Below are 21,557 nucleotides of genomic sequence, written 5' to 3' on the forward strand. Positions count from 1 at the left end.
CGTCACGCGGCGAGCGCCCGCCGCCCGGCCGGTGGAGCGCCCGCGGCCGCGCCGGGACGATCGCTGGCGATGCACCATTCGATCCGGTCGCGCCCCTGATCCTTTGCCCGGTACAGCGCCTGATCGAGCCGGTGCAGCAGATCGGCCGCGACGCGGCGGCCGGCGGGTAGATAACAGGCGCCGATGCTCGCCGTTGCAGAGATCGGCGCCCCGCCCCATATCGCAGGACGATCGGCAATCGCGCCGCGCAATCGCTCCGCCGCGTCCTCCGCGGCGCGGGAATCCGCGACGTCGATCACCAGACCGAATTCCTCGCCGCCCAGCCGGCCGATTACCGCGTCCAGCGGAAAGCAGCTACGCAGCGTCGTCGCGAAACCGCGCAGCACCGCGTCTCCCGCGAGATGCCCGAAACGATCGTTGATCGCCTTGAACCGATCGACGTCGAGCCACAGGATCGCGAGCCCCGTGCCACCTTCGCGCGCCACGGCGAGCCGCGCCTGCAGGTCAATCTCGAACGCGCGCCGGTTGAGCAGCCCCGTCAGCCCGTCGTGATCGGCGGCATGGCGCAGCTGGCGCATCAGATCGTCGCGCACCGCCACCGCACTACTGATCGTCAGCGGTATCAGCACCAGGAACGCAACCGTGACGCGCACCGACACCACCATGTGCGGCACCGCCATGTCCTGCCCGATGTTGAGCAGCCCCAGCCCGATCACCGTCAGGTAGAAGGTGCCGAACGCCATCGTCATCACCGCGGTGACGGGCACCGAATAGGTCAGCGCGCACCACAGCAGCGCGGGAACGGGGAAGACGATACTGCCCGGCCCGTCGAATAGCACGGCGGCGACGCATGAGGCGGCGAGCAGCAACGCGGGGCATAGGTCACGGGCCCGCGACAGACGCGCACGGGCGATCCAACCGGGCCGAACGGTCAACAGTGCCGGCAGGACGACCATGTAATTGACGAGTTCGCTCGCCGGCCATGTCTGCAGCGCCTGGATCGCCGAACCGCCGAACTCGATCGTGACGAGCAGCGCACCGCACAGGCCGGCGGCGATGCTGCCCGGCAGCAGGCAGGCGAGGATCCGCAGCACGGCGTGCGAGCGGCGGAGGCTGAGATCGCCGGCCGGGAGGCGTGCGAGCAGCAAGGTGACGACAAACGCGCTGACGACGTTGGTCGCAGCGAAGAAGGCGGCGAGCGACAGTGGCCGGCCGAAGATGAGGTCCGCCGCAATGAAACCCGCTGCGGCCGCCGCATAACCCGGCAGACGGAACAGCCGGCGGTCGCGCAGCGCCAACCCGACGAGCACGGCATTGGCTGGCCAGAACGAGACGGAAAAGGCATGCCGCGACGCAAGCCCGAGCATGCTCGCGGCGAATACGGCAAGGCCGAGCAGCGCAAACGCGAGCGGACGGCCGGCGGGGCGGCGGGCGGAAGCGGCGACAGACGGATCGGGACGCTCGTCGGCGTCCGGCCTGGCCCAATCTTGTGTCGCGCGAAACATGACGAGCTGCGTAGAAGATACCGCGTAAACAAGGGGTAACCATGCTGTCGCTTTCCCGGAAGTGCGGTTTGCGCCGCCTTTCCATGCCGCGCGATTGCCGGCGCGACATTCATGTGCTGGCGCTCGCCCGCGGACTGCGCCACGATGGCGCCGCGACGCGGCCCGGCAGGAGGCCGCGCGTGCACGAGAGGATCACGCGCTTGACCGTACCGACACCCGTCGACGTCCTCGGCCCCGCTTCCGTCGTTGCGCCGCCGATTGCGGCGACCGAAGCGGGCGACGCGCGGCTTAATCGCGGCGGCGTCGCCTGGTCGATCTTCGAGGGCGGGCGCGATCCCTATGTGATCCTGATCACAATCTACATCTTCATGCCCTACATCTCGGCGACGATGGTCGGCGATCCGGTGCGCGGGCAGGAACTGATCTCGCGCTTTCAGCAATATGCCGGCTGGATCGTCATGGCGACGGCGCCGATCCTGGGCGCGTCGATCGACAAGATCGGTCCGCGCAAACCGTGGCTGGCGGCAAGCGTGGTGCTGATGGTCCCGCTGATCGCCGCCTTGTGGTTCGCCGCGCCGGGCAGCGTCGGGCTGACGGTCGCGGCGACGATGACGATCGCACTCGCCGTCAACGTGCTGTTCGCCTGGTCCGAGGTGCTGCACAATTCGATGCTGATCCGTGCCGCGGGGCTGCGTAGCGCGCACGCCGCCTCTGGCCTCGCGCTGTCGCTGGGCAATGCGGCATCAGTGCTCGCATTAGGCTTCACCGCCTGGGCGTTCGCGCTGCCGGGCAAGGTCGACTGGTGGTGGGTGCCGGCGACGCCACTGCTCGGCATGGACCCGGCGCTGCACGAGCCCGAGCGGGTCGTCGCGCTGCTCGCCGCGGCGCTGCTGGCGGTCGGCGCACTGCCGCTGTTCCTCCTCACCCCCGATGCGCCACGCACGGGTGTGCCGGTGCTGCGTGCATTGCGTGAGGGCGTGCGCGATCTCGTCGCGATGGTGCGCACGGTGGGCAATTACCGCGACGCCGCGATCTTCCTCGGCGCGCGGATGTTCTTCTTCGACGGGATGAACGGCGTGCTGTTCTTCTTCGGCGTGCTCGCCGCGGGCGTGATGGGCTGGGGCGCGCTCGACCTGCTCATCACCGGCATCATCCTCAGCATCGTCGCGGTGGCGGGCGGATTCGTCGGGCGGATCCTCGACGAACGGATGGGGCCGCGCAACGCGCTGCGCGTGGAGATCGCGATGACGATCGTCGGCCTCGTCGCGCTGCTCGGCATGGCGCCCGATCGCATTCTCTATTTCTGGGCATACGACGCCGCGGCACATCCGCCACTGTGGGACGGGCCGGTCTATCGCACTTGGCCGTCGCTCATCTACCTGCTGATCGGGTTCAACAACGCGATCTTCATCACCGCGCAATATGCCTCCAGCCGCACCGCGCTGACGCGGCTCGCCCCGCCGAGCCAGACGGGCGCGTTCTTCGGCGTCTACGCCTTGTCGGGCGTCGCCACCGCGTGGCTCGCGCCGGCGCTGGTCAACATCGGCACCCGCGTGACGCAGAGCCAGCAGGGCGGGTTCGCCAGCATCATCCTGCTGCTGGTGATCGGGCAGATCGGGCTGATCTTCGTCCGCGGTGCCGGCCGCGATTCGATCCCCGGCGGTTAGGGCCGGCATGGTGACGGTATCGGATGTGACGGTTGACGTAGCGGCAGGCGCGGGGGACGAACGATCATGGACATGACGCTATCCCCCGAAGAACAGGCGTTCGCCGCCGAAGTCCGCCGCTTCTTCGCCGAGGAATATCCGCAGGACATCCTGGCGCTGCTGCGCGACGGGCGGAAGCTGTCGCGTGCAGACCACGTCCGTTCGCAGCAGGCATTGAACGCCAAGGGCTGGCTTGGGGTCGGCTGGCCGGCCGAACATGGCGGGCCGGGGTGGACGCCGGTGCAGCGCTACCTGTTCGAGCAGGAGCTGGAGCTCGCCGGCGCACCGTCGATCATTCCGATGGCTGTCGTATACATCGGCCCGATCATCTGCGCGTTCGGCACACCCGAGCAGCAGGCGCACTGGCTGCCCGACATCCTCGAATCGCGCGCGATGTGGGCACAGGGCTATTCGGAACCCGAGTCCGGCTCCGACCTCGCTTCGTTGCGGATGAGCGCGGTGCGCGATGGCGACGATTACATCCTCGACGGCACTAAGATCTGGACGTCGGGCGCGCATTGGGCGGACTGGATCTTCTGCCTGGTGCGCACCGAGAAATGCCCGCGCAAGCAGGACGGCATCTCGATGATCTGCGCCGACATGCGCACGCCCGGGATCACCGTCCATCCGATCATCACCATCGACGGCTCGCACGAGCTAAACCGCGTCGAGTTCGATCAGGTGCGCGTGCCGGCGAAGAACATGATCGGCGAGCCGGGCAAGGGCTGGCACTATGCCAACGTTCTGCTGTCCGCCGAGCGCGTGTCCTACGCACATGTCGGCCGCAAGCGCGCGGACTTGGCCGAGCTGCGCCGCGTCGCCGCGACGCTGCCCGGCGCGTTTGCCGGTACGATGGCGGACGAGCCGCTGTTCGCGCGCCGCGTCGCGCTGGCGGAACTGCGGCTCGACGCGGTCGAGCTGTCGGTGCTGCGCGTGCTGTGCGGTGAGGCGGCGCCCGCTGCGGTCTCTGCGCTCAAGATCGCGTGTACCGAGCTTGCGCAGGAGATTACTGAATTGTGGGTCGAGCTCGCCGGCGGCGATCGCATCGCGGTGGCGGACCGATCGCAGCCGGGCTGGCGCGACACCGTTCCCGAGGCGGCGCCGTTCGCCGTGCCACGCACAGCCTCCTACCTCTTCGAGCGCGCGCAGACGATCTACGGCGGCGCGACCGAGATCCAGAAGACGATCGTATGGCGCGCGCTCGATCGCGCCAATGCCGCGCTGTCGCAATGAACGGCATCCGAGGGGGAATGCGATGATCAAGCTGATCTTCTGCCTGCGCCGGCGCGAGGGCATGCCCCGCGCCGAGTTCCAGGCCTATTGGCGCGACCATCACGCGCCGCTCGTCGCATCCTTTGCCGAGGTGCTGCGGATCCGCGGCTATGTGCAGAGCCACAGTTTCGAAGATGCACGCCTCGCCGCCACCGCAGATGCCCGCGCGTGCGTCGTGCCGCCGTACGACGGCGTCGCCGAACTGCATTTCGACAGCGTCGAGGATATCGTCGCGACCGGCGCGAGCGCCGAGGCGCGTGAGGCGGGGCGGCGGCTGCTCGAGGACGAGGCGCGTTTCATCGATCTCGCCAATTCACCGCTCTTCTGGGTGAACGAGCACCGTATCGTCTGATCCGTTCCGCTCGACTCAGCCAACTACATCACACGCGACAAGGGGGGCGCGGCGCCATGGATTTCACCTTCACCGCCGAGCAGGAGCAGCTGCGCGCCTCGCTCGGCAGCTATCTGCGCGATCGACATGGTTTCGCCGCGCGGCAGGCGGCGGTCGCGAGCGAGGCGGGACGTGATCTCGCGCTGTGGCGCGATCTGGCCGAGCGGCTCGGCGTGCTCAGCCTCGGTGGGCGCGACGCGCCCGACCCCTTCGACGTGTTCGTCGTGATGCACGAACTGGGCGTGGCGCTGGTCGGTGAGCCGTTCGCCGAGACGGCGGTGACCGCCGCCTCGCTGCTTCGCGCGGCCGGCGGTGAACGCGCGCACGAGCTGCTCGACGGGATCGCCGACGGCACGCGGATCGTCGTCTTTGCGGGCCACGAGGCCGGCATGCGGCTGGCCAGCGCGCCGCGTGCGACGACCGCCACGCGCGACGGCGACGGCTGGCGGCTCACCGGCGCGAAGGCGGCGATCGTCGCCGCGCCCTGGGCCACCACGTTGCTGGTCAGCGCGTCGACCCCCGCCGGGCCGTCGCTGTTCGCGATCGACCCCGATGCCGCCGGGCTGTCGATCCACGCCTATCGCACGATCGACGGACGCCGCGCCGCCGATCTGCGGTTCGACGGCGTGCGCGTACCTGGCGGCGCGCTGCTCGGCGACGAGGGCGGCGCGCTTCCCGCCATCGAGGTCGCCGCCGACGCGACGATCGCCGCAGCGTGCGCCGAGGCGCTCGGCGTGATGCGCCGTATCCTCGACGATACGATCGCCTATACGCGTGAGCGGCGGCAGTTCGGCCAGCCGATCGGCGACTTCCAAGCGGTGCAGCACCGTATGGTCGACATGTTCATGAAGATCGAGATGGCGACGTCCGCCACCTACCGCGCGACGATGCTGCTCGACGCGCCTGCGGCCGAGCGCGCGCGCGCGGTGTCCGGCGCCAAGGTACTGGTAGGCGACGCCTGCCGCTTCGTCGGCCAGAACGGGGTGCAGCTGCACGGCGGCATGGGGATGACCGAGGAACTCGCCGTCGGGCATTACTTCAAGCGCGCGACGGTGATCGAGGGGATGCTCGGAACGAGCGACGATCATCTCGCACGCGCGATGGCGCTCGCCGGCTGACGCCGGAGCTATACGCCGTGACGAACCGACGGTCGATCGCAGGCGGCGCGCTCGCGATGCTGCTGGCGTGGTGCGCCGCGGCGCCGGCACGCGCGCAGGAGCGCGATTATTGCGCGGCGCGCCCGGGCCTCGGCACGCCGGCGTGCACCATGGCGCCCGGCCGTGTCTCGGTCGAGATCGCCATCGCCGACTGGCAGCGCGACGATAGCGGCGATGTGCGCGACGATCTCGTCACCCTCGCCGAGACGCAGCTTCGCATCGGGCTGACCGAGACGAGCGAGGCGGTGATCGGCTGGGCGCCGTTCGGCCGCCAGCGCACGCGGAATGCCGCATCGGGGGGCGTGACGCGCGAAAGCGGCGTCGGCGATGTCTATCTCGGCCTCCAGGCCAATCTCGCCAACCCGGACGGCAGCGGCTTCTCGATCGCGGTGCAGCCGTTCGTTACCGTGCCGATCGGAGGCGCGCCGCTCGGCGTCGGCGACTGGGGCGCCGGCATCCTCGTGCCCGTCAGCTACGACGTCAGCGATGCGCTGAAGCTCGAGTTCACCGGCGAGGCGAACGTCGTGCCCGACGCCGACGGGCACGGCCGGCACGCCGCCTACAGCGGCACGGTCGGGCTCGACGTCGTGTTGGGCGAAGCGGTCGAAACGACGATCGAGGTTCAGGGCCTGCGTGACCGCGATCCGACACAGCGCGCGACACAGTGGCTCGGCGCCCTGTCGTTCGACTGGAAACCCACCGACGATCTGCAGCTCGATGTTGGCGCAAATGTCGCGCTCGACGCCGACGCGCCGGACGCGGAGATCTACGTCGGCATCGCGCGCCGCTTCTGACCGGTCGGCCACCCTTGCCCGCCTTTCGCCGGCCACCCAGATACGATCCCGATGATCGACCGCGACGATCCTGTTCCGCCTGCCGATGCCGGCCGCATGCCGCGCGCACCGCGCCAGCGCGTGATGCTGAACGCGGTGATCGAGCGGTTCGGCGGCGGGCCGGCGACGCAGCATCGCATCCGCGATTTGTCGAGCGGTGGTGCGCGGATCGATCAGGCGGAGGATCTTAGCCCCGGCGCGACGGTGCTCGTCTCGGTCGGCGCACTCGCCGCGGTCGGCGCCACGGTGAGCTGGGTTCGCGACGGCACCGCCGGACTCCAGTTCGCCGAACAGATCGATCTCGAAGCGGCGCGTGCAAAGGCGGCGATCGCACCGCGGACGCGGCGGAACATGCCAGTGCGAGAGGGGCCGAAGGTCGGGTGGATTCCTAATCTTGATGATCCCTATACACGGCGCTGAGAGGGGCGCGGCGCTTTGGTCGCGTCGAGACCGATGTTCCCGCCCTCCGTACGTCAATATCGGGTAAGGCAATCAACGCCGCGGCGGGGGCGGGCTTCAGGATATTAGGCCGGGCGCCGCGATCCTTCGACAGTGGCGACTGCCGCCGTCGTCTTCCACAGCAGCGCAATGGCGATCATCAGGAACACCTGCCCCTGTCCATCGCGATCGAACAGCGAGGATTCGGTGAAATTATGGCCGAGGCTGAAGAACAGCATCGCCGCACCGAGCACACGAGCGGGATGGTCGCCACCACGCAGCAGGCGCTGCAGCGGCCAGACGAGCACCGCGAACAGGATCAGCAGCAGGCCGATCGCGCCGACCTGGACAAGCATGTCGAGATAGCCGTTATGCCCCTGCGACACCCGGCTCGCCCAATTCTTCGCGTAAAGCGTCATGGGGCCGTCGGGGCCGACATCCCAAAGCGATCCGTAGCCGACGCCAAGCAGCGGTTGTTCGACATAGGCCTTGATCAGCCCCGTCCAGATCTGCGTGCGCCCGGTGAAGGCGGCGGGATCGCTGATCATGTCGAGATACGGCGTCGCGTCGATCGCCATGCCGACGCAGACGATCGCGAAGGGGACAATCGCGATCCACGCCCATCCCGGCGCGGCAAGCCGCCGCTGCCCCTTCACCGTCGCCAGGTAGGTGAAGAGCGCGCCGATCAGGATCGCGAACACGCCGATCCCTATCGATGTCTTCGATTCGCTCTGTAGCAGGAAGATCACTGCCGCAACGACGACGAACACGCGGACGATCAGCAGCCGGCGCCCTGCGGACGAATTCCACGCGGGAAAGCCGGCACCAAGGCTGAACATGATCGCCGTGATCGCACAGGCGAAACCGACGAAGTTCTTCTGCCCCATCACCCCGCGCCACAAATTCGTAACGCCGTCATAATTGTTCGGATCGAGCCCGATCGCTGGAAACAGGAATACCGCAAGGTAGTTGGTTGCAAGCAGCGCCGCGAGTAGAACGTGGAGGATGTTGATCATCCGATTGACCGCGATCTCGCGCACCAGCGCAAGCAACGACCAGGCAACGATCGTCGTAAGCACGAGCCGCCGCAGACCGGCGGCCGGATAGAGCGCCCAGGTAAGACTGAACCAGCACCAGCCGAGCGCGAGCAACAGCGGCCACGGCACGACAAGCAACGCCTGCGGATTGCGCCACGGTCGAAGTGATACGATCGCAGTTAGGAGAACCGTCAGATAGCCGATCTGCCGGAACTGTTTGAGCGCGGAATCCACCTCGTCCGTTACCCACGGAGCGGACATGCACAGGATCATCAGCACCACGAACGCCGCCTGCGACGCGAGCTCAGCCCAGCGCGGGCGCTTGTCGCGGTGAACGGTGCGCGCGCGCGACACGCGCGCCAGACGAAAGGCTTCGGGCGCCGCGGGCGTATCCATATCGGTCATCTATCCACCGGGATCGTCGATCGCGCGTGACCGAGGCGGCAATGCGCGCCTGCCCGCCCGCGCCGCGTGCGCTACCGCACTTGGCCCAAGGCGCGATCCCCGCACCGCCGGCCATTCGCCGCGCTTGCCGGCGGGGATAATGGTTGGCGCGGCGCAGTGTCAAAACTTATCCGCGCAGGGCGGCGTCGGAATGAATGACATGCCCTGTCAAGCATGCGGCGCCCGTTCGAAATCGATCCGGCGCGTCTCGGGATCGGCCTGCGTAAGGCGAACCATGATCCGATCACCCGCGGCAGCGCCGTCGGCGGCAACGCGGGCGAGCACCGGGAGATCGCATAGCTGGATGCGCGCGCGGCCGCGATCGGCGTCGATGACGGCCGCGCGGAACGTCTCGCCGATCCGGCTGCGCAGCATCGCCGCTTCGGCGAGATCGAGCACCGCGCGGTCGATCTGCCCCTGCCGCGCACCCGCACGCGCCATGACGGGCGGCAGCGTCTCGAACGCCGCCGCGATCGGCTCGGGCACAGGCCGGCCGTTGGCGAGCGCGAGCGCGGCCATCACCACGTAGCGATCGGCAAGCCGTCGCAGTGGCGCCGTCGCATGCGCGTACGTCGCGCCCATCGCCGCGTGCCACGGCGTCTCGCCGGTACGGAACGGCGTGTAGCTCGCGCCCGACCCCGCACGGCGGATCGCGGTCATCATCGCCGCGTCGGGCGCATTGGCGGGCGAGAGCCTACGCTCGAACGCGCGCAGCGGCAGATCGGCGGGCCAGTCGACCCCGGTCGCCGCCGCGATCGCGCGCAGCCTGATGACGGCGCCCGCATCGGGCTCGGGCATCGTGCGGAACAGCCCGGTGCGGTGCGCGAGCAGCAAGTCTGCTACGGCGAGATTGGTCGCGAGCGACAGCGCGGCGTTGCGATCCTCGGACTCAAGCCGCGGGCGGAACGACAGCGTGAACCCGCCGTCCGCATCCGCCGCGACCTGTTGCTCGGGCGGATCGACGCGCGAGGCGCCGCGCCGCGCCTCGGCCGCCGCGATACGGCGCGCAAGTTCCTCGAACGCCGGCGGCAGATCGCCCGGCTGCACCGTCGCATAGGCGAGCTTGGCACGGCTGCGGATGATCGCACGCTCGACACCGTCGAGGGCCGCCGCGCCGTCGGGCGCGACGCGGACCACGAACACCACCGCGGGTCGCGGATCGCCCGGCAACAGGCTTGCGGCACGCTCGCCGATGATCGGCGGGTAGAGCCCGGCCTTGCCGTCCGGCAGATACATCGTCTCGCCGCGCTGCCACGCTTCGGCGTCGATCGCATCGCCCGGCGTTACGAACCACGCGACATCTGCGATGGCGTAGCGCAGCAGCAGATCGCCGCCTCTCGGCTCGATCCAGAACGCCTGGTCGAGATCGGTCGACGTCGCGGGATCGAGCGTGACGAACGGCACGTCGAGCCGATCGACGTGTTCGATCGGCGGGCGGCGTACCGCAACCTCGGCGGCGGCGAGCACGGTTGGCGGAAACGACGCCGGCACCTGGAATTCGCGGCGGATCGCCGCCAGCCCGTTGACGAGCGCACGGTCGGGATCGACTAAGGTCTTCATCGCGCCCACCTATACGCCGCCGGCGACTATCGGGAAACGGGCGGACGGCGGGCGGCGGCGGGAGCGCAGGGAAATGACGACGAAGACGGCATCCGCGAACGCCCCCGCGCCGTGGGATGCGGCCGCGGTGCGGCATGGCTCGACCGACGCATCGTCGCGGCGCGTGCCGAGCAGGCGGTCGCCGCGCGTGGCGGGCGGCGCGAGGCGGACGACAGCGACAAGGCATCGGCGGAAGAAATGATCGCAACGCTGCTGACCGCGACCGACACCACCCGCGATCAGGCGACGTTCGCCGCCGCAGTGCGCGCGCTGCTCGACCGCGACGACTATCACTGGCGCGGCGTGCACGACGACGATCGCTTCGATCGCCACGTCCGCGCCTTTCTGCGCAAGCTTGCCAAGATGACTAAGGCAAACGAGGGATTCGACCGGCTGTCGCGCTATCAGTGAGCCACGCGGCGGCGCGGTTCACGAAAACGCATGATCGCCCGTGGTTGCGGCTATCCCGATCGGCGCGGTGCCGCCATGGTGCGCGAAACACGAAGGGGGTTAGCGATGAGCCGAATGGCGTGGATGACGACGGGCGGCGCCGCTGCCCTGCTGCTGGCCGCGCCCGCCCCCGCGCAGGTCGCGCCGCAGCGGCTCGACGCGCTAAAGACCGAGGCCGCCGCCGGGGTCGAGAAGCGCGCCAAGCTGGTGCAGGAGATGATCGATTCGATCTTCAGCTTCGGCGAGCTCGGGATGCAGGAGATCGAGACCTCGCGCTACATCACCGAGATCCTCGAGAAGAACGGTTTCACCGTCACGCGCGGCATCGCCGGCATCCCCACCGCGTGGTCGGCGACATGGACGCAAGGGTCCGGCGGGCCGACGATGGCGGTCGGCTCCGATCTCGACGGCATTCCCAAGGCGAGCCAGAAGCCCGGCGTCGCGTGGCGCGAACCGATGATCGCCGGCGCGCCCGGCCATGGCGAGGGGCACAACAGCGGCCAAGCGGTGAATATCGCCGCGGCGCTGGCGGTGAAGGACATCATGATCCGCGAGAAGATCCCCGGCACGCTGCTGCTGTGGCCCGGCGTCGCTGAGGAACCGGTCGCGGCAAAGGCGTTCTTCGTGCGCGACGGCCTGTTCAAGGATGTCGACGCGGTGCTGTTCACCCACGTCAGCTCGAACCTGCAGACCAATTGGGGGCAGCCCTCGGGCACCGGCGGCGTGTCGGTGCTCTACACGTTCAATGGCGAGAGCGCGCATTCGGCCGGCGCGCCGTGGCGCGGGCGCAGCGCGCTCGACGCGGTCGAGCTGATGGACGCGGGCTGGAACTTCCGCCGCGAGCATCTGCGCCCCGAGCAGCGCTCGCACTATGTCATCAAGGACGGCGGCGACTTTCCCAACGTCGTGCCCTCGACCGCCACCGTCTGGTATTATTTCCGCGAACAGTCGTTCGACGCGATCCGCAAGAATTACGAGATCGGTAGCAAGATCGCGACCGCCGCGGCGATGATGACCGATACGACCGTTTCCCACCGCATCATCGGCACCGCCGCCCCGCAGCACATGAACCGCCCGATGGCGGAGGCGGCGTACGAGAATATCAAGAAGGTCGGCCTGCCGATCTGGACCGCGGAGGAACAGCAGTTCGCCAAGGCGGTGCAGAAGCTGGTCGGCGGCGAGCAGAAGGGGCTCGACACCGCGCTCGAGCCGATGAAGCCCCCCGAGGCCGAGCCCAAGAGCGGCGGATCGGACGATATCGGTGACGTGTCGTGGACCAAGCCGACGATCACCATCCGCTACCCCTCGAACATCCCGGAGCTGCCGGGGCACAATTGGTCGAACGCGATCGCGATGGCGACGCCGATCGCGCACAAGGGCGCGGTCGCCGGCGGCAAGGTGATGGCGATGACGCTGCTCGATCTGCTGACCCGCCCGGAACTCGTCACCGCGGCAAAGAGCTATTTCACCGACGTGCAGACCAAGACGGTGAAATACCAGCCGATTTTGACCAACGAGAAGCCCTATATCGAGATGAACGCCGACATCATGGCGCAATTCCGCGATCGCATGCGCCCGACCTATTACAACCCCAAGAAGTACAGCAGCTATCTCGAGCAGCTCGGCGTCAAGTGGCCGAGCATCACCAAGCCCGAGTGACGCCACGATGATCGATCTGCCCGAAGATGACCGGCCGCTGCGCATCGCGGTGGTGGCGCATTTGCGCCATCCCATCGCGCCGCCCTTCATGGGCGGGATGGAGGCGCATTGCCACCAGCTCGCCGATGCGCTCGTCGCGCGCGGGCACGACGTGACGCTGTTCGCCAGCGCGGACAGCGACGCTGCGCTGCCGCTGCACGGCGTCACCCCGCAGCATTACGAGGCGGTGCTGCCGTGGGCGTTGTGGCACGGCACCGACGAGCTCACCGCGTTCCAAGACGCGGCGTTCGGGCGCGCCTGGGCGGCGATCGCGCACGGCGGCTTCGACGTGGTGCATAACAATGCGATGCACCCCGCGCTGCACCGCTGGGCGCTGCGCGATCACCAGCCGATGGTCACGTCGCTCCACGTCCCGCCGTTTGCAGGGCTGGCAAAGACGATCGCGGAGTGCGCCGCACCGTGGCTGCGACAGACGGTGACGTCACGGAGTCACGCGCGCAGCTGGTGGGCGGAGGTGCCTGCCACCGCCTCTGTTGTCCACAACGGGATCGACACCGCGCGCTGGCGCTTCTCGGCGCACGGCAACGGCCGCGCGATCTGGTGCGGACGGATCACGCCGAACAAGGGAACCGCGGTGGCGGCGGCGGCGGCGGCGATCGCGCAGATACCGATCGACCTCTACGGCCCGATCGACTGCATGGATTACTTCGGTGATCACGTCGCGCCGCTACTTGGCGAGACCTGCGTCTACCACGGCCATCTCGGCGGCAACGCGCTGGTCGACGCGATCGGCGCCGCCTCGGTGCTCGTCTCGACGCCGATGTGGGACGAGCCGTTCGGGCTGGTCGCCGCCGAGGCGCTGGCGTGCGGCGTGCCCGTCGCGGCGATCGATCGCGGCGCGATGCGCGAAGTGGTGGGCGCAGCGGGTGCCTTCGCCTCGGACGATCCGGCCGATCTCGCCCGCGCGATCCGCGCCGCGATGGCGGTGCCGCGGCCCGATTGCCGCGCCTGGATCGAGCGCGCTTTCTCGGTCGCCGCGATGATCGACGGCTACGAGGCGGCTTATGCCGCTGCCATCCGCGCCTCGAGCAGCGCGAGGACGGTCGCCGTGCTGGCATAGGGCTGGTCCGCCTGCTGCCGCGTCAACGCCAGATCCGCCTCGTTGACGTCGCGTAGCCGGACGTGCTCACCCTTCTCCAGGCGCACCAGGCCCATCAGCGTGAACGCGCGCAGCCAGTGCTCCATCGTGAAATGCCCCCATTTGTCGCGGAAGCGCGCGGCATTGGCGATCACGCTGTCGACATGGTGGACCGGCGGCATGTGGTGTGTATGGTGCTGGTGATAGACGCGCGCGCCGCGGCACCAGTGGATCGGAATGCCTGCCTCCACCACCATCCGCCCGAAGTCGGTATCCTCGCCGCCGTAGCCGACGTAGCGCTCGTCGAACCCGCCGAGTGCGAGGAACGTCGCGCGGCGCATCGCGAAGTTGAGCGACCAGAAGCAGCGATAGTCGCTGCACGCGCCGGTCGCCTCGACCGGCGGCCCCGCGCGTTCCGAATGCTTGACGCCGATCCGCGCGAACCGATCGATGTCGATCCCGGTGTCGGTCGCGCCGGCGGGCAAGTACAGCACCTCGCCCATCAGCACCGCGTCCATCTCGCCAAGCAGCCGGGCATAGTCGCCGACGAACGCCGGATCGGGAATGCAATCGACGTCGAGGAAGATCAGCGTCTCGCCCTCGGCCGCGCGCGCGGCGGCGTTGCGCGCTGCGGCGAGCGGGATGCCGCCGCCGCCGATCATCAGCTGGCGTACCGGAAAGCGCGTTTCGGGCAGCACATAAGGTTCGTCCTGCATCACCGCGATGACGAGTTCGTCGGGCGGCACCAGCTGCGCATCGAGCCCCAAGACGATGTTGTGCAGGTGCCCGGCGCGGCCACCGGCAAGCGTGCAAACGGAAATCATGCGTGTTGTTCCGGCAGGAGGGAGAGGATTTCGACGTCGGGCGCGGCCCAGGCGGCATCGGCCAGCGTGCACAGCCAGGAAGCAGCGTCGGTCGCGGCATCGCGGTTCACCAGCGCGCGCTGGCGCGTCAGATCGAGCGCGTCGGCGCGTGCCCACGCCGCGGCCCACGCACCGCCATGCGCCGGCCAGTGATCGAGCATCACCGCCGCGCCCGCGGCGTCGAGCATCCGCGCCTTCCACAATTGTTCGTCGAAATAGCGCCATTCCGGCACTACGATCCACGGCCGCCCGGCGGCCGCGATCATGTGCACCGTCGTGTTGCCGGCGGACGAGACGATCCGGTCCGCCGCCGCGATATAGGTCGCCGGGCAATCGACCCAGCCGAGATGATGGAGGTTTCCCGGCATCGTCTCGTGCCATTCGCGCTCGACCGCGCCGATCGTCAGCCACATCGCGTCGGGCATCGCGCGCGCGCCAAGCGTCAGCGGCGTCGCGGGGGTGCCGCTGCCGCCGCCGCCCGCGATCACCAGGACGATTTCGCCCGAAGCCGGCAGGCCGAGCGCCGCGCGCGCCGCCGCCTTCTCGATCGGCGCGCCGATCGTGGCGGCATCGATGCCAACGCCCGCCGCATAATGCGTCTTCGCCAGCATCCAGGCGGGCCTGCCGGGCTGCTCCAGCGTGGGTGCATAGGGCGCAAGGATGCCGAGCGCCGCCTCATATGCCGCCATATGCCCCGCGTCGTCGCGGTCGCCGTGCTGCAGCACACTAACGCATGGGATTGACGCGATCCGTGCGAGCTGCGCGAGTTCGGCGGACACGTCGGTGACGAACAGCGCCGGGCGTGCGGTGTCGAACCACTGCGTGATCGTCGCAATCGCGCGCGTGATGCTGCCCCAGCCAAGCGGCGCGCAGTGCAGCGTTGTCGGCGTGCGTACGTTGGCGAGCGCGGGCGCGGCATCGGCGGGCGCCTCGAACAGCGATGGAATCGTTTGAACGCGGACATGCGTGCCGAGCGGCGGAAAGATGTCGTCGCGCGCACAGAACAGCGTCACCGGCCGCTGCGGCATCGCATTGACGATCGCCGCCGCGCGCTCGGCGTGGCCGCGCCCCTGATGGTGGACGAAATAGCCGATCGGGCGCGTCATGCCGCAGCCTGACCGGCGAACGCACGCATTCCCTCGACGACGCCGCCGGCATGCGGCCGGCGCGAGACGTAGATCGTCGGACGGCCGATCAGCGGCTTCAGCTCGGCGCTGTGATTGGCGACGAGGATACCGTTACGCACCTGGCTCAGCATGTCGAGATCGTTGCCGCTGTCACCGGCGGCATAGACGTGCTCCGCCGCGATGCCGAGCGCCTTGGCCACCCATTTCATCGCCGCGCCCTTGCCCGCCCGCGCCGGCAGGATATCGAGCAGACGCCCGTGGCTGTGGATCACGCGCACCGGCAGGTGGGCAACGGCATCGCGCACCGCCGCGATCGCGCCGCGCGCCTCGACGAAATAGCTGCGCTTGTAGCGGCGCTGCTCTACCGCCGGCTGGCGCTCGACCCCGGCAAGCGCGCCGACCGCCGCGTCGAATGCGTCCGGGTTCCAGCCCTCGTCGATCCACTCGGCATAGGCCGTGTCGGGCCGCAGCCGCGCGCCGTCGCGCCAGTAGATCTCGCTGCCGACCGAGGTGATCAGCACGCGCGGCGTCGGCTGGCGCCATTCGCGCAGCAGCCGCTCCGCCTCCTGCAGCGAGCGCCCCGTCGCGACCCCGAACGCGAGCGTCGGCTGCGAAGCGAGGAACGGCGCGACGTCCGCCGCCCCGGCGGTGCACCCCGTCAGCGTGTTGTCGATATCGCACAACAGCAGCCTTGTCGGCGCGGTCACTGCCGCCGGCACCGAGCGAAGCGACCGTACGACCTCGACGAAGCGCGCGGCATAGCCGTGCCAATCGAGCGTCTTGCTGCGGATCGCCCCTTCCGCCGAGCAGCGTGCCCATTCGATCTCGTCGTCGAGCAGCGCGCGGATCGCATTGGCAAAGGCCTGCGGGTCGCGCGGGTCGGCGATCCGGCCGTGATGCAGCGTCGCGACGATATCGGCCGGCCCGCCGTGGCAGGTTGCGACCACCGGCACGCCGTGCAACGCCGCCTCGGTCAGCGTCAGCCCATAGGGCTCGACCAGCGCGGGATTGACGAACACCCCGCCTGAAGCGCGCGCCAGTGCGTAGAGCGCGGCGATATCCGCGCGGCTGTGCCGCTTGGGCAGTGCCATGCTGCCGTAGAGGTCGTGCGTGTCCATCCGCGCGAGCAGCGAGGAGATCACCGCGCGCTGTTCGGGCTCGCCGCTGTCGGGCCCGTCGCGCAAGCCCGCAACGATCACCAGGTTCGCACGTGCGCGCAGATCGGTGTCGGCGCCGTACAGGTCGACCAGCCCGGCGAGGTTCTTCTTCGCCACCGCGCGCGCGATCGCGAGGATCATCGGCTTTTCCGGATCGCGCAGGAACGGCGCGATGAGGCGACGCGTCCCGTCGAGATCGGTTGGCGAGGTCTCCGCGATCCCGGCCCCCGGCGGCAGGCAGTGGATCCGCGTCGGACACGCCGTCGGATAGAGCATCAGCTGCCGCTCCGCCTCGTCGCGCGATGATGCGACGATCAGGTCCGCCGCGCCGATTGCGTCGGCTTCCTCAGCCAGGCGGCACGTCATACCCGGATCGTCGATCCCGCTGTGCAGCTTGTCGATACCGAGCGAGTGCGCGGTGTAGACGAAGGGGATGCCGAAGCGGTCACGCACCTTGCGCGCGACCTCCGCCGCGTCGGCGAAATGCGCGTGGATCACGTCGGGCAGACGCGGCACGCTCGCAAGATGCGCGATCAGCGCCTCGGCGAATGCGCCGCGGTCGGCGGCATTGGCTTCCTTCGACAGGTAGGCGCGATTGGCGGTCGCGATGCGCCGCACCGCCAGCTTGGCGTCGATCGGTTCGTACGGCACCGCATAGGCCGCCCCCAGGGCCGGATCGTCGATCAGCCGCGTGATGATCTCGACCCCGGTGACGTCGTCACGCAAGGCGAGCGCCTGCGCCGCGCCGAGCGCGTAGGTGATGTGGCCGCCGGTATCGGCCGTCAGTCCGAACTCGACCGGCGGCCCCTTCAGGCAGCCACCGAGCGCGATGGAGAGGATAAGCAGCGGCGCGGCCCCCAAGACGTCGAAATGCCAGCCACTTCGATTCGCTTCCTCAACGAAGATCCCTTGCGCGTGGTTTCTCCGCGCCGGTAAAATATGATGCTGATCTGAATCAGTTATTGTGCCGGCTTCACCAGCCCGGCGGTATCCAGTCGAACGCGTGGATCGCCGACGACCCTGTCCAGCGCTTGCACAGCTTTTCCAGCGGCCAGAACAGCAGCAGGCCGAGCGCGAGGCCGGGAAAGAAGCCGAACATGAAGATGCCGAAGCTCAGTCCCTCACCCGATTGGCCGAAGATTGCCTGGGCAACGCCGACGCCGATCACGACACCGAGCGCCAGGAACGCGAGCTCGAGCCCGACGAACACGAGAAGCAGCAGCCCTTGCCACAGCGACGCGCCCTTCGTCGCTCTGGCGCGCTCCGCGGCGCGCGCGGCGCGCGCGGCGCGCGCCTGCTGCTGCAGCCGTTCGCGCTGCGGCGCCGTCAGCGACCCGTCGAAGCGCAGCCGGCGGACGAAGAGGATGAGCCCGAACATCACCGACACGCTGGCGAAGGTGACGTAGAAGCCGGGCGGCTGGCGCGTGCCGACCGCGGCGAGGAACAGCAGCACCAGCGTCACGCCGACGATCGTGCCGTAGCTCGGCTGCATCGACGCGTCAGGATCGCGCGCCGGCCGTTCCGGCGGGCGATGCGCCAGCAACCGCGCCGGCGCATCGGCATAGTGGCGAAGCGATCCGAACAGCGCGAGTGCGATCAGCGACAGCACGACACCGAAGAGCGCCGCCCGCCCCGTGCCGCCGATGTCGGGCAGCACCCGCGCCAACAGCAGCCAGCCGAGCGTGGCGAAGATCGGCAGCGCGACGACGTGCAGCATTACCGCGCGCAGCCCGGTACGCATGAAGCCCGCGTACTCGTCGTCGGACACGCGGATCGCGGGGCCATGGCCGCGGCGCCGGAAGAACCAGGTGTCGCCGACGCGTTCGAACTGCGGCGGCAGCGCCGCGACGCGGTCGATACCGGCACGGCGGTGGAGGCGATGGGATCGGGATGCGGTCGTCATGATGCTCTCCCCTGTCGGAACGGCTCTAGCGCGCGGCGGCGAGGCTCTCGCGCACGCGGGCGAGCGCGACCGCTTCGGGATCGTGCTGCCCCATCGCCGCCCACGATCCGGTGATCGCGAAGCTGCAATGACCGTGCACCGTCGCGACGAGTGAGCGCGCAAAGGTGCCGAGTGCCTCGTCGACGGGACGGTCGAGCGCGGTGGCGACCTCGGCGGCGACGATGCGCATCAGCCGCCCGCGCATCTCCTGCTGCTCGGGCGACAGCGTCTCGCGCGCCGGGCGGTGATCGTAGATCGCGGCCCAGCGATGCGGATTGTCGCGCGCAAAGGCGAAATAACCCGCCACCAGCGCCGCGATCCGATCCTCGCCCGCGGCGTCGAGGTAGTCCACCAGCGTCCGCGACCATTCGACGAAGCTGGCGGTGTTCACCGCCGTCACCAACCCGTCGACGTTGCCAAAGACGTTGTGGATCGTGCCGATCGTATAGCCGACACGCTTGGTGACCTCGCGCGCGGAAAAGGCCGCGAAGCCCTTCTCCGCCATCACGGCGGTGCCCGCATCGACCAACAACTTGGTCAGTTCGTCACGGCTGTGGTCGGATCGTCGGCCCATCTGGCGGCGTGGCTTTCGTTGAAGGAATCAGCCGGTCGGCCGCCGCGGGGGGCGGCGGCCGCTTCGGCACGATGGCAGGTCAGCCGACGCGGCGGAACAGCCGCCCGCTGCGCGGTGTCGCATCGCTCGTCGCATCATACGATTCGAGCCGCGTCATCAGCCCGTTCTCGGTCCGCACGATCCGGAACAGGCGCGTGCCCGATGGGCCGCGGCCGGCATCGGTCGGGCGGAACTTGTACAGTTTGATGATGACCGATTCCATCTCGGGCGTCGCGGTGCACTTCAGCTCCTCGAACGTCTGATAGCCCTCGGCGCTCAGCCGGCATCCGGTCGAGCCCGCGCTCGGCCCCAGCGTCAGCGTGCGGGTGACGAAGATCGCGACGCCGTCTCGCCCCTCCCCGCCGACGCGGCCGAGCGATTCCTCCCACACATAGGTGCCGTACCAGGTGGGCAGCGGCGCGGCTGAGGCGGGAAGCGCGGCCAGCGCGCCGGTGATGCCGAGCATCGCGGTGGTGAACCAGTTTGCCATGGGGAATCTCCTCTCGCGTGTGTGTCTGAAACGTGGTTGGTGGAAATCGGCCTCACATCGCGTGCAGCGGCAGGCGACCGGTGAGCGGCTGGACGGCGAAGTCGCTGCCGCCGCGCGGCGACGGCCACATCGTCACCCGGAAACGCTGCTTCGCGGCGCACGCGTTGAGCGTCCAGATCTCGGCATGCCCGCCCCGCGCAGTGGCGCTGCCAGGAACGACGCGCATGTCGGCCGAGTAGATGAAGCGGCAGCCGCCCGTTGCCTTCGAATAGTTTCCGATCGTGGTCAGCACGTCCGCGGCGAGGCGCGGGCTGGCGAGCGTTCGGCCGGTGGTGGCGATCTGATAGGCGGCGGCGGGCTGGCTGGCGACACCGGCCGCTGCGACGATCGCGGCGGCGATCAGGGTCATGCGCTTCATGGTCGTTCTCCTTCGTAGCGATCCCGGAAAGGATCGTCTCGCAGCCATCCCCGGCCGCAACTCAGTAATTAATCACCGCTCAATTAATGGTAAATGAACGCTGTTCATTTTATCTGTGCTTCGGTTTGCCGTGGTAGTTCGATACGCAGCGGGAACGATGCCGCCGGTCGGACGTCGTCACGGCAAGCTATTGGGAGAGCCGGCATGTCATTCTGCCACCAGTGCGGCACGAAGCTTTCGGACGGGGCGAAATTCTGCACCAACTGCGGCGCGCCAGTGGCCGGCACTGCAACCGCCCCCGACGGTGCAGCGCCGATCGCAAGCCACGATCGTCCCGCGCCGACCGTTGCGGCAGAGCCCGCGTCCTACGCTCCGCCGCCCTATGCTCCGTCGTCTAGTACGCCACCGATCGGACACGCGGCGACGCACCACCGCGCCGTCGTCGCGCCGGCCAGCGGCGGCATCGGCTGGATCCTGCCCGCGCTGGCCGCACTCGCCGCGATCGTCATCGCCTATCTGATCTGGGCGCCCGCCAACCCCAGGGCAGCGGATGATCGCGGTGCGGCAACCGTCGCCGGGGCGCAGGATGGGCGTACGGGCGGATCGGCCACCAACGATGCGGAACCGGTCGAGACCGGCACGAGCGAAGGCGTCGCTGCCGGCAGTGCGGCGCGCGGCGGCGAAACGGTATCGGCGGCCGTGCTCGATTCGGCCTTCAACAGCAATCCTGCCGGCGCCGCGGCCCGCTACGCTGGGCCGATTCGCGTGTCGGGCACGATCGCCTCGATGGTGCAGCCGGGCGCGACGCCGTCGCTGTCGATGGAAGGCCGCACCCGCTTCAACTTCATGGTCGTCAATTTCCCCGCCGGCTATCGTGAGCGTCTGGCGCCCTTGTCCAAAGGCCAGTTCATCACGGTCAATTGTGATACGACGCGCTCGCTCGGCGGCACGACGATCCTGTCGGGCTGCCTGCTCGACTAAGGGCTAGCGACGGCGCCACAGCCGTCGCGCCCAGCGATGCAGCCAAAGCGTCGGGTAGATCGCCATTACGCAACCAAGCCCAGCGGCGATCAGGAAGCCAGCGCCGATATCGGTGTTGTAGCCGCGTGCGCGCAGCCCCGGCGCGACTTGCTCCGCCACCAACGCAGCAATCACGATGAAGACGATCAGCTCGATCTGCAGGAACACGAACTGCCAGATGCAGCCGATCGCCGTCGCCCCCGCCGGCCGATCCGGCGATCCGCCACTGCCTTCGCCGTTCCCCATGCCGCTCTCCTTCCGCGCGCCCGTTGTCACGTCCGGCCTGCGGTGGCACGTT

Annotated in this window: 21 protein-coding genes; 10 read left to right on the forward strand and 11 right to left on the reverse strand. The window is 69.0% G+C overall.

Annotated elements, in window-relative coordinates:
- Positions 1 to 2: 2 nt before the first annotated feature.
- Positions 3 to 1,505, reverse strand: coding sequence for a GGDEF domain-containing protein (locus F1C10_RS10640; protein ID WP_185206062.1), 1,503 nt, complete (start codon positions 1,503 to 1,505; stop codon positions 3 to 5).
- A gap of 200 nt (positions 1,506 to 1,705) precedes the next feature.
- On the opposite strand from F1C10_RS10640, the gene F1C10_RS10645 reads away from it, so the two are divergent.
- The 6 genes from F1C10_RS10645 (at position 1,706) to F1C10_RS10670 (ending at position 7,284) form a co-directional block, all read left to right on the forward strand.
- Complete coding sequence (locus tag F1C10_RS10645) at positions 1,706 to 3,172, forward strand: MFS transporter (RefSeq protein ID WP_258042853.1); 1,467 nt, start codon at positions 1,706 to 1,708, stop codon at positions 3,170 to 3,172.
- A gap of 72 nt (positions 3,173 to 3,244) precedes the next feature.
- Positions 3,245 to 4,444: an acyl-CoA dehydrogenase family protein gene (locus F1C10_RS10650; protein WP_219729735.1), complete on the forward strand. Its 1,200-nt coding sequence runs from the start codon at positions 3,245 to 3,247 to the stop codon at positions 4,442 to 4,444.
- Positions 4,445 to 4,466: 22 nt separating this feature from the next.
- Complete coding sequence (locus F1C10_RS10655) at positions 4,467 to 4,835, forward strand: EthD domain-containing protein (protein WP_185206066.1); 369 nt, start codon at positions 4,467 to 4,469, stop codon at positions 4,833 to 4,835.
- A gap of 56 nt (positions 4,836 to 4,891) precedes the next feature.
- Positions 4,892 to 5,992 (forward strand): acyl-CoA dehydrogenase family protein, encoded by a 1,101-nt coding sequence (locus F1C10_RS10660; RefSeq protein WP_185206068.1) that lies wholly within the window; start codon positions 4,892 to 4,894, stop codon positions 5,990 to 5,992.
- A 17-nt stretch (positions 5,993 to 6,009) separates the two neighbouring features.
- Positions 6,010 to 6,825 (forward strand): transporter, encoded by an 816-nt coding sequence (locus tag F1C10_RS10665; RefSeq protein ID WP_258042854.1) that lies wholly within the window; start codon positions 6,010 to 6,012, stop codon positions 6,823 to 6,825.
- 51 nt (positions 6,826 to 6,876) lie between these two features.
- Positions 6,877 to 7,284, forward strand: a complete 408-nt coding sequence (locus F1C10_RS10670; protein WP_185206070.1) for a PilZ domain-containing protein — start codon at positions 6,877 to 6,879, stop codon at positions 7,282 to 7,284.
- 104 nt (positions 7,285 to 7,388) lie between these two features.
- Here the strand turns inward: F1C10_RS10670 and F1C10_RS10675 are convergent, their stop codons facing one another.
- Positions 7,389 to 8,744, reverse strand: a complete 1,356-nt coding sequence (locus tag F1C10_RS10675; protein ID WP_185206072.1) for an O-antigen ligase — start codon at positions 8,742 to 8,744, stop codon at positions 7,389 to 7,391.
- Positions 8,745 to 8,951: 207 nt separating this feature from the next.
- Entirely contained in the window at positions 8,952 to 10,343 is a 1,392-nt protein-coding gene (locus F1C10_RS10680) for an RNB domain-containing ribonuclease (RefSeq protein ID WP_185206074.1), read from the reverse strand.
- A gap of 111 nt (positions 10,344 to 10,454) precedes the next feature.
- Here F1C10_RS10680 and F1C10_RS10685 point away from each other — a divergent pair, with 111 nt between their 5' ends.
- The 3 genes from F1C10_RS10685 to F1C10_RS10695 all read left to right on the forward strand — a co-directional run bounded on the left by F1C10_RS10685 (position 10,455) and on the right by F1C10_RS10695 (position 13,611).
- Positions 10,455 to 10,793 (forward strand): hypothetical protein, encoded by a 339-nt coding sequence (locus F1C10_RS10685; RefSeq protein ID WP_308458058.1) that lies wholly within the window; start codon positions 10,455 to 10,457, stop codon positions 10,791 to 10,793.
- A gap of 105 nt (positions 10,794 to 10,898) precedes the next feature.
- The gene (locus F1C10_RS10690; protein WP_185206076.1) at positions 10,899 to 12,491 is read left to right on the forward strand and encodes an amidohydrolase; all 1,593 of its coding nucleotides are present in this window, start codon (positions 10,899 to 10,901) and stop codon (positions 12,489 to 12,491) included.
- Positions 12,492 to 12,498: 7 nt separating this feature from the next.
- Positions 12,499 to 13,611, forward strand: coding sequence for a glycosyltransferase (locus F1C10_RS10695; RefSeq protein WP_258042855.1), 1,113 nt, complete (start codon positions 12,499 to 12,501; stop codon positions 13,609 to 13,611).
- Here the strand turns inward: F1C10_RS10695 and F1C10_RS10700 are convergent.
- From F1C10_RS10700 to F1C10_RS10730, 7 genes are all read right to left on the reverse strand, one after another.
- Entirely contained in the window at positions 13,554 to 14,453 is a 900-nt protein-coding gene (locus F1C10_RS10700) for a galactosyltransferase-related protein (RefSeq protein WP_185206078.1), read from the reverse strand. The genes F1C10_RS10695 and F1C10_RS10700 overlap by 58 nt on opposite strands.
- Positions 14,450 to 15,598, reverse strand: coding sequence for a glycosyltransferase (locus F1C10_RS10705; RefSeq protein WP_185206080.1), 1,149 nt, complete (start codon positions 15,596 to 15,598; stop codon positions 14,450 to 14,452). The genes F1C10_RS10700 and F1C10_RS10705 overlap by 4 nt, the downstream gene beginning before the upstream one ends.
- Complete coding sequence (locus tag F1C10_RS10710) at positions 15,595 to 17,637, reverse strand: HAD-IIB family hydrolase (RefSeq protein ID WP_185206082.1); 2,043 nt, start codon at positions 17,635 to 17,637, stop codon at positions 15,595 to 15,597. Before F1C10_RS10710 ends, F1C10_RS10705 begins: the two co-directional genes overlap by 4 nt.
- Before the next feature lie 112 nt (positions 17,638 to 17,749).
- Entirely contained in the window at positions 17,750 to 18,679 is a 930-nt protein-coding gene (locus F1C10_RS10715; RefSeq protein WP_185206083.1) for a hypothetical protein, read from the reverse strand.
- A 25-nt stretch (positions 18,680 to 18,704) separates the two neighbouring features.
- The gene (locus F1C10_RS10720; RefSeq protein WP_185206085.1) at positions 18,705 to 19,292 is read right to left on the reverse strand and encodes a TetR/AcrR family transcriptional regulator; all 588 of its coding nucleotides are present in this window, start codon (positions 19,290 to 19,292) and stop codon (positions 18,705 to 18,707) included.
- A gap of 79 nt (positions 19,293 to 19,371) precedes the next feature.
- Complete coding sequence (locus F1C10_RS10725) at positions 19,372 to 19,821, reverse strand: DUF5991 domain-containing protein (protein WP_185206087.1); 450 nt, start codon at positions 19,819 to 19,821, stop codon at positions 19,372 to 19,374.
- Between the two features lie 52 nt (positions 19,822 to 19,873).
- Entirely contained in the window at positions 19,874 to 20,239 is a 366-nt protein-coding gene (locus tag F1C10_RS10730) for a hypothetical protein (RefSeq protein ID WP_185206088.1), read from the reverse strand.
- Between the two features lie 204 nt (positions 20,240 to 20,443).
- On the opposite strand from F1C10_RS10730, the gene F1C10_RS10735 reads away from it, so the two are divergent.
- Entirely contained in the window at positions 20,444 to 21,220 is a 777-nt protein-coding gene (locus F1C10_RS10735) for a zinc-ribbon domain-containing protein (protein WP_185206090.1), read from the forward strand.
- 3 nt (positions 21,221 to 21,223) lie between these two features.
- Here F1C10_RS10735 and F1C10_RS10740 read toward each other — a convergent pair whose 3' ends face one another.
- On the reverse strand, positions 21,224 to 21,505 hold the full coding sequence (locus tag F1C10_RS10740) for a hypothetical protein (RefSeq protein ID WP_185206092.1): 282 nt from the start codon (positions 21,503 to 21,505) through the stop codon (positions 21,224 to 21,226).
- Positions 21,506 to 21,557: the final 52 nt, after the last annotated feature.

Source organism: Sphingomonas sp. NBWT7, from assembly GCF_014217605.1.
In the GTDB taxonomy this organism is placed as follows: domain Bacteria; phylum Pseudomonadota; class Alphaproteobacteria; order Sphingomonadales; family Sphingomonadaceae; genus Sphingomonas.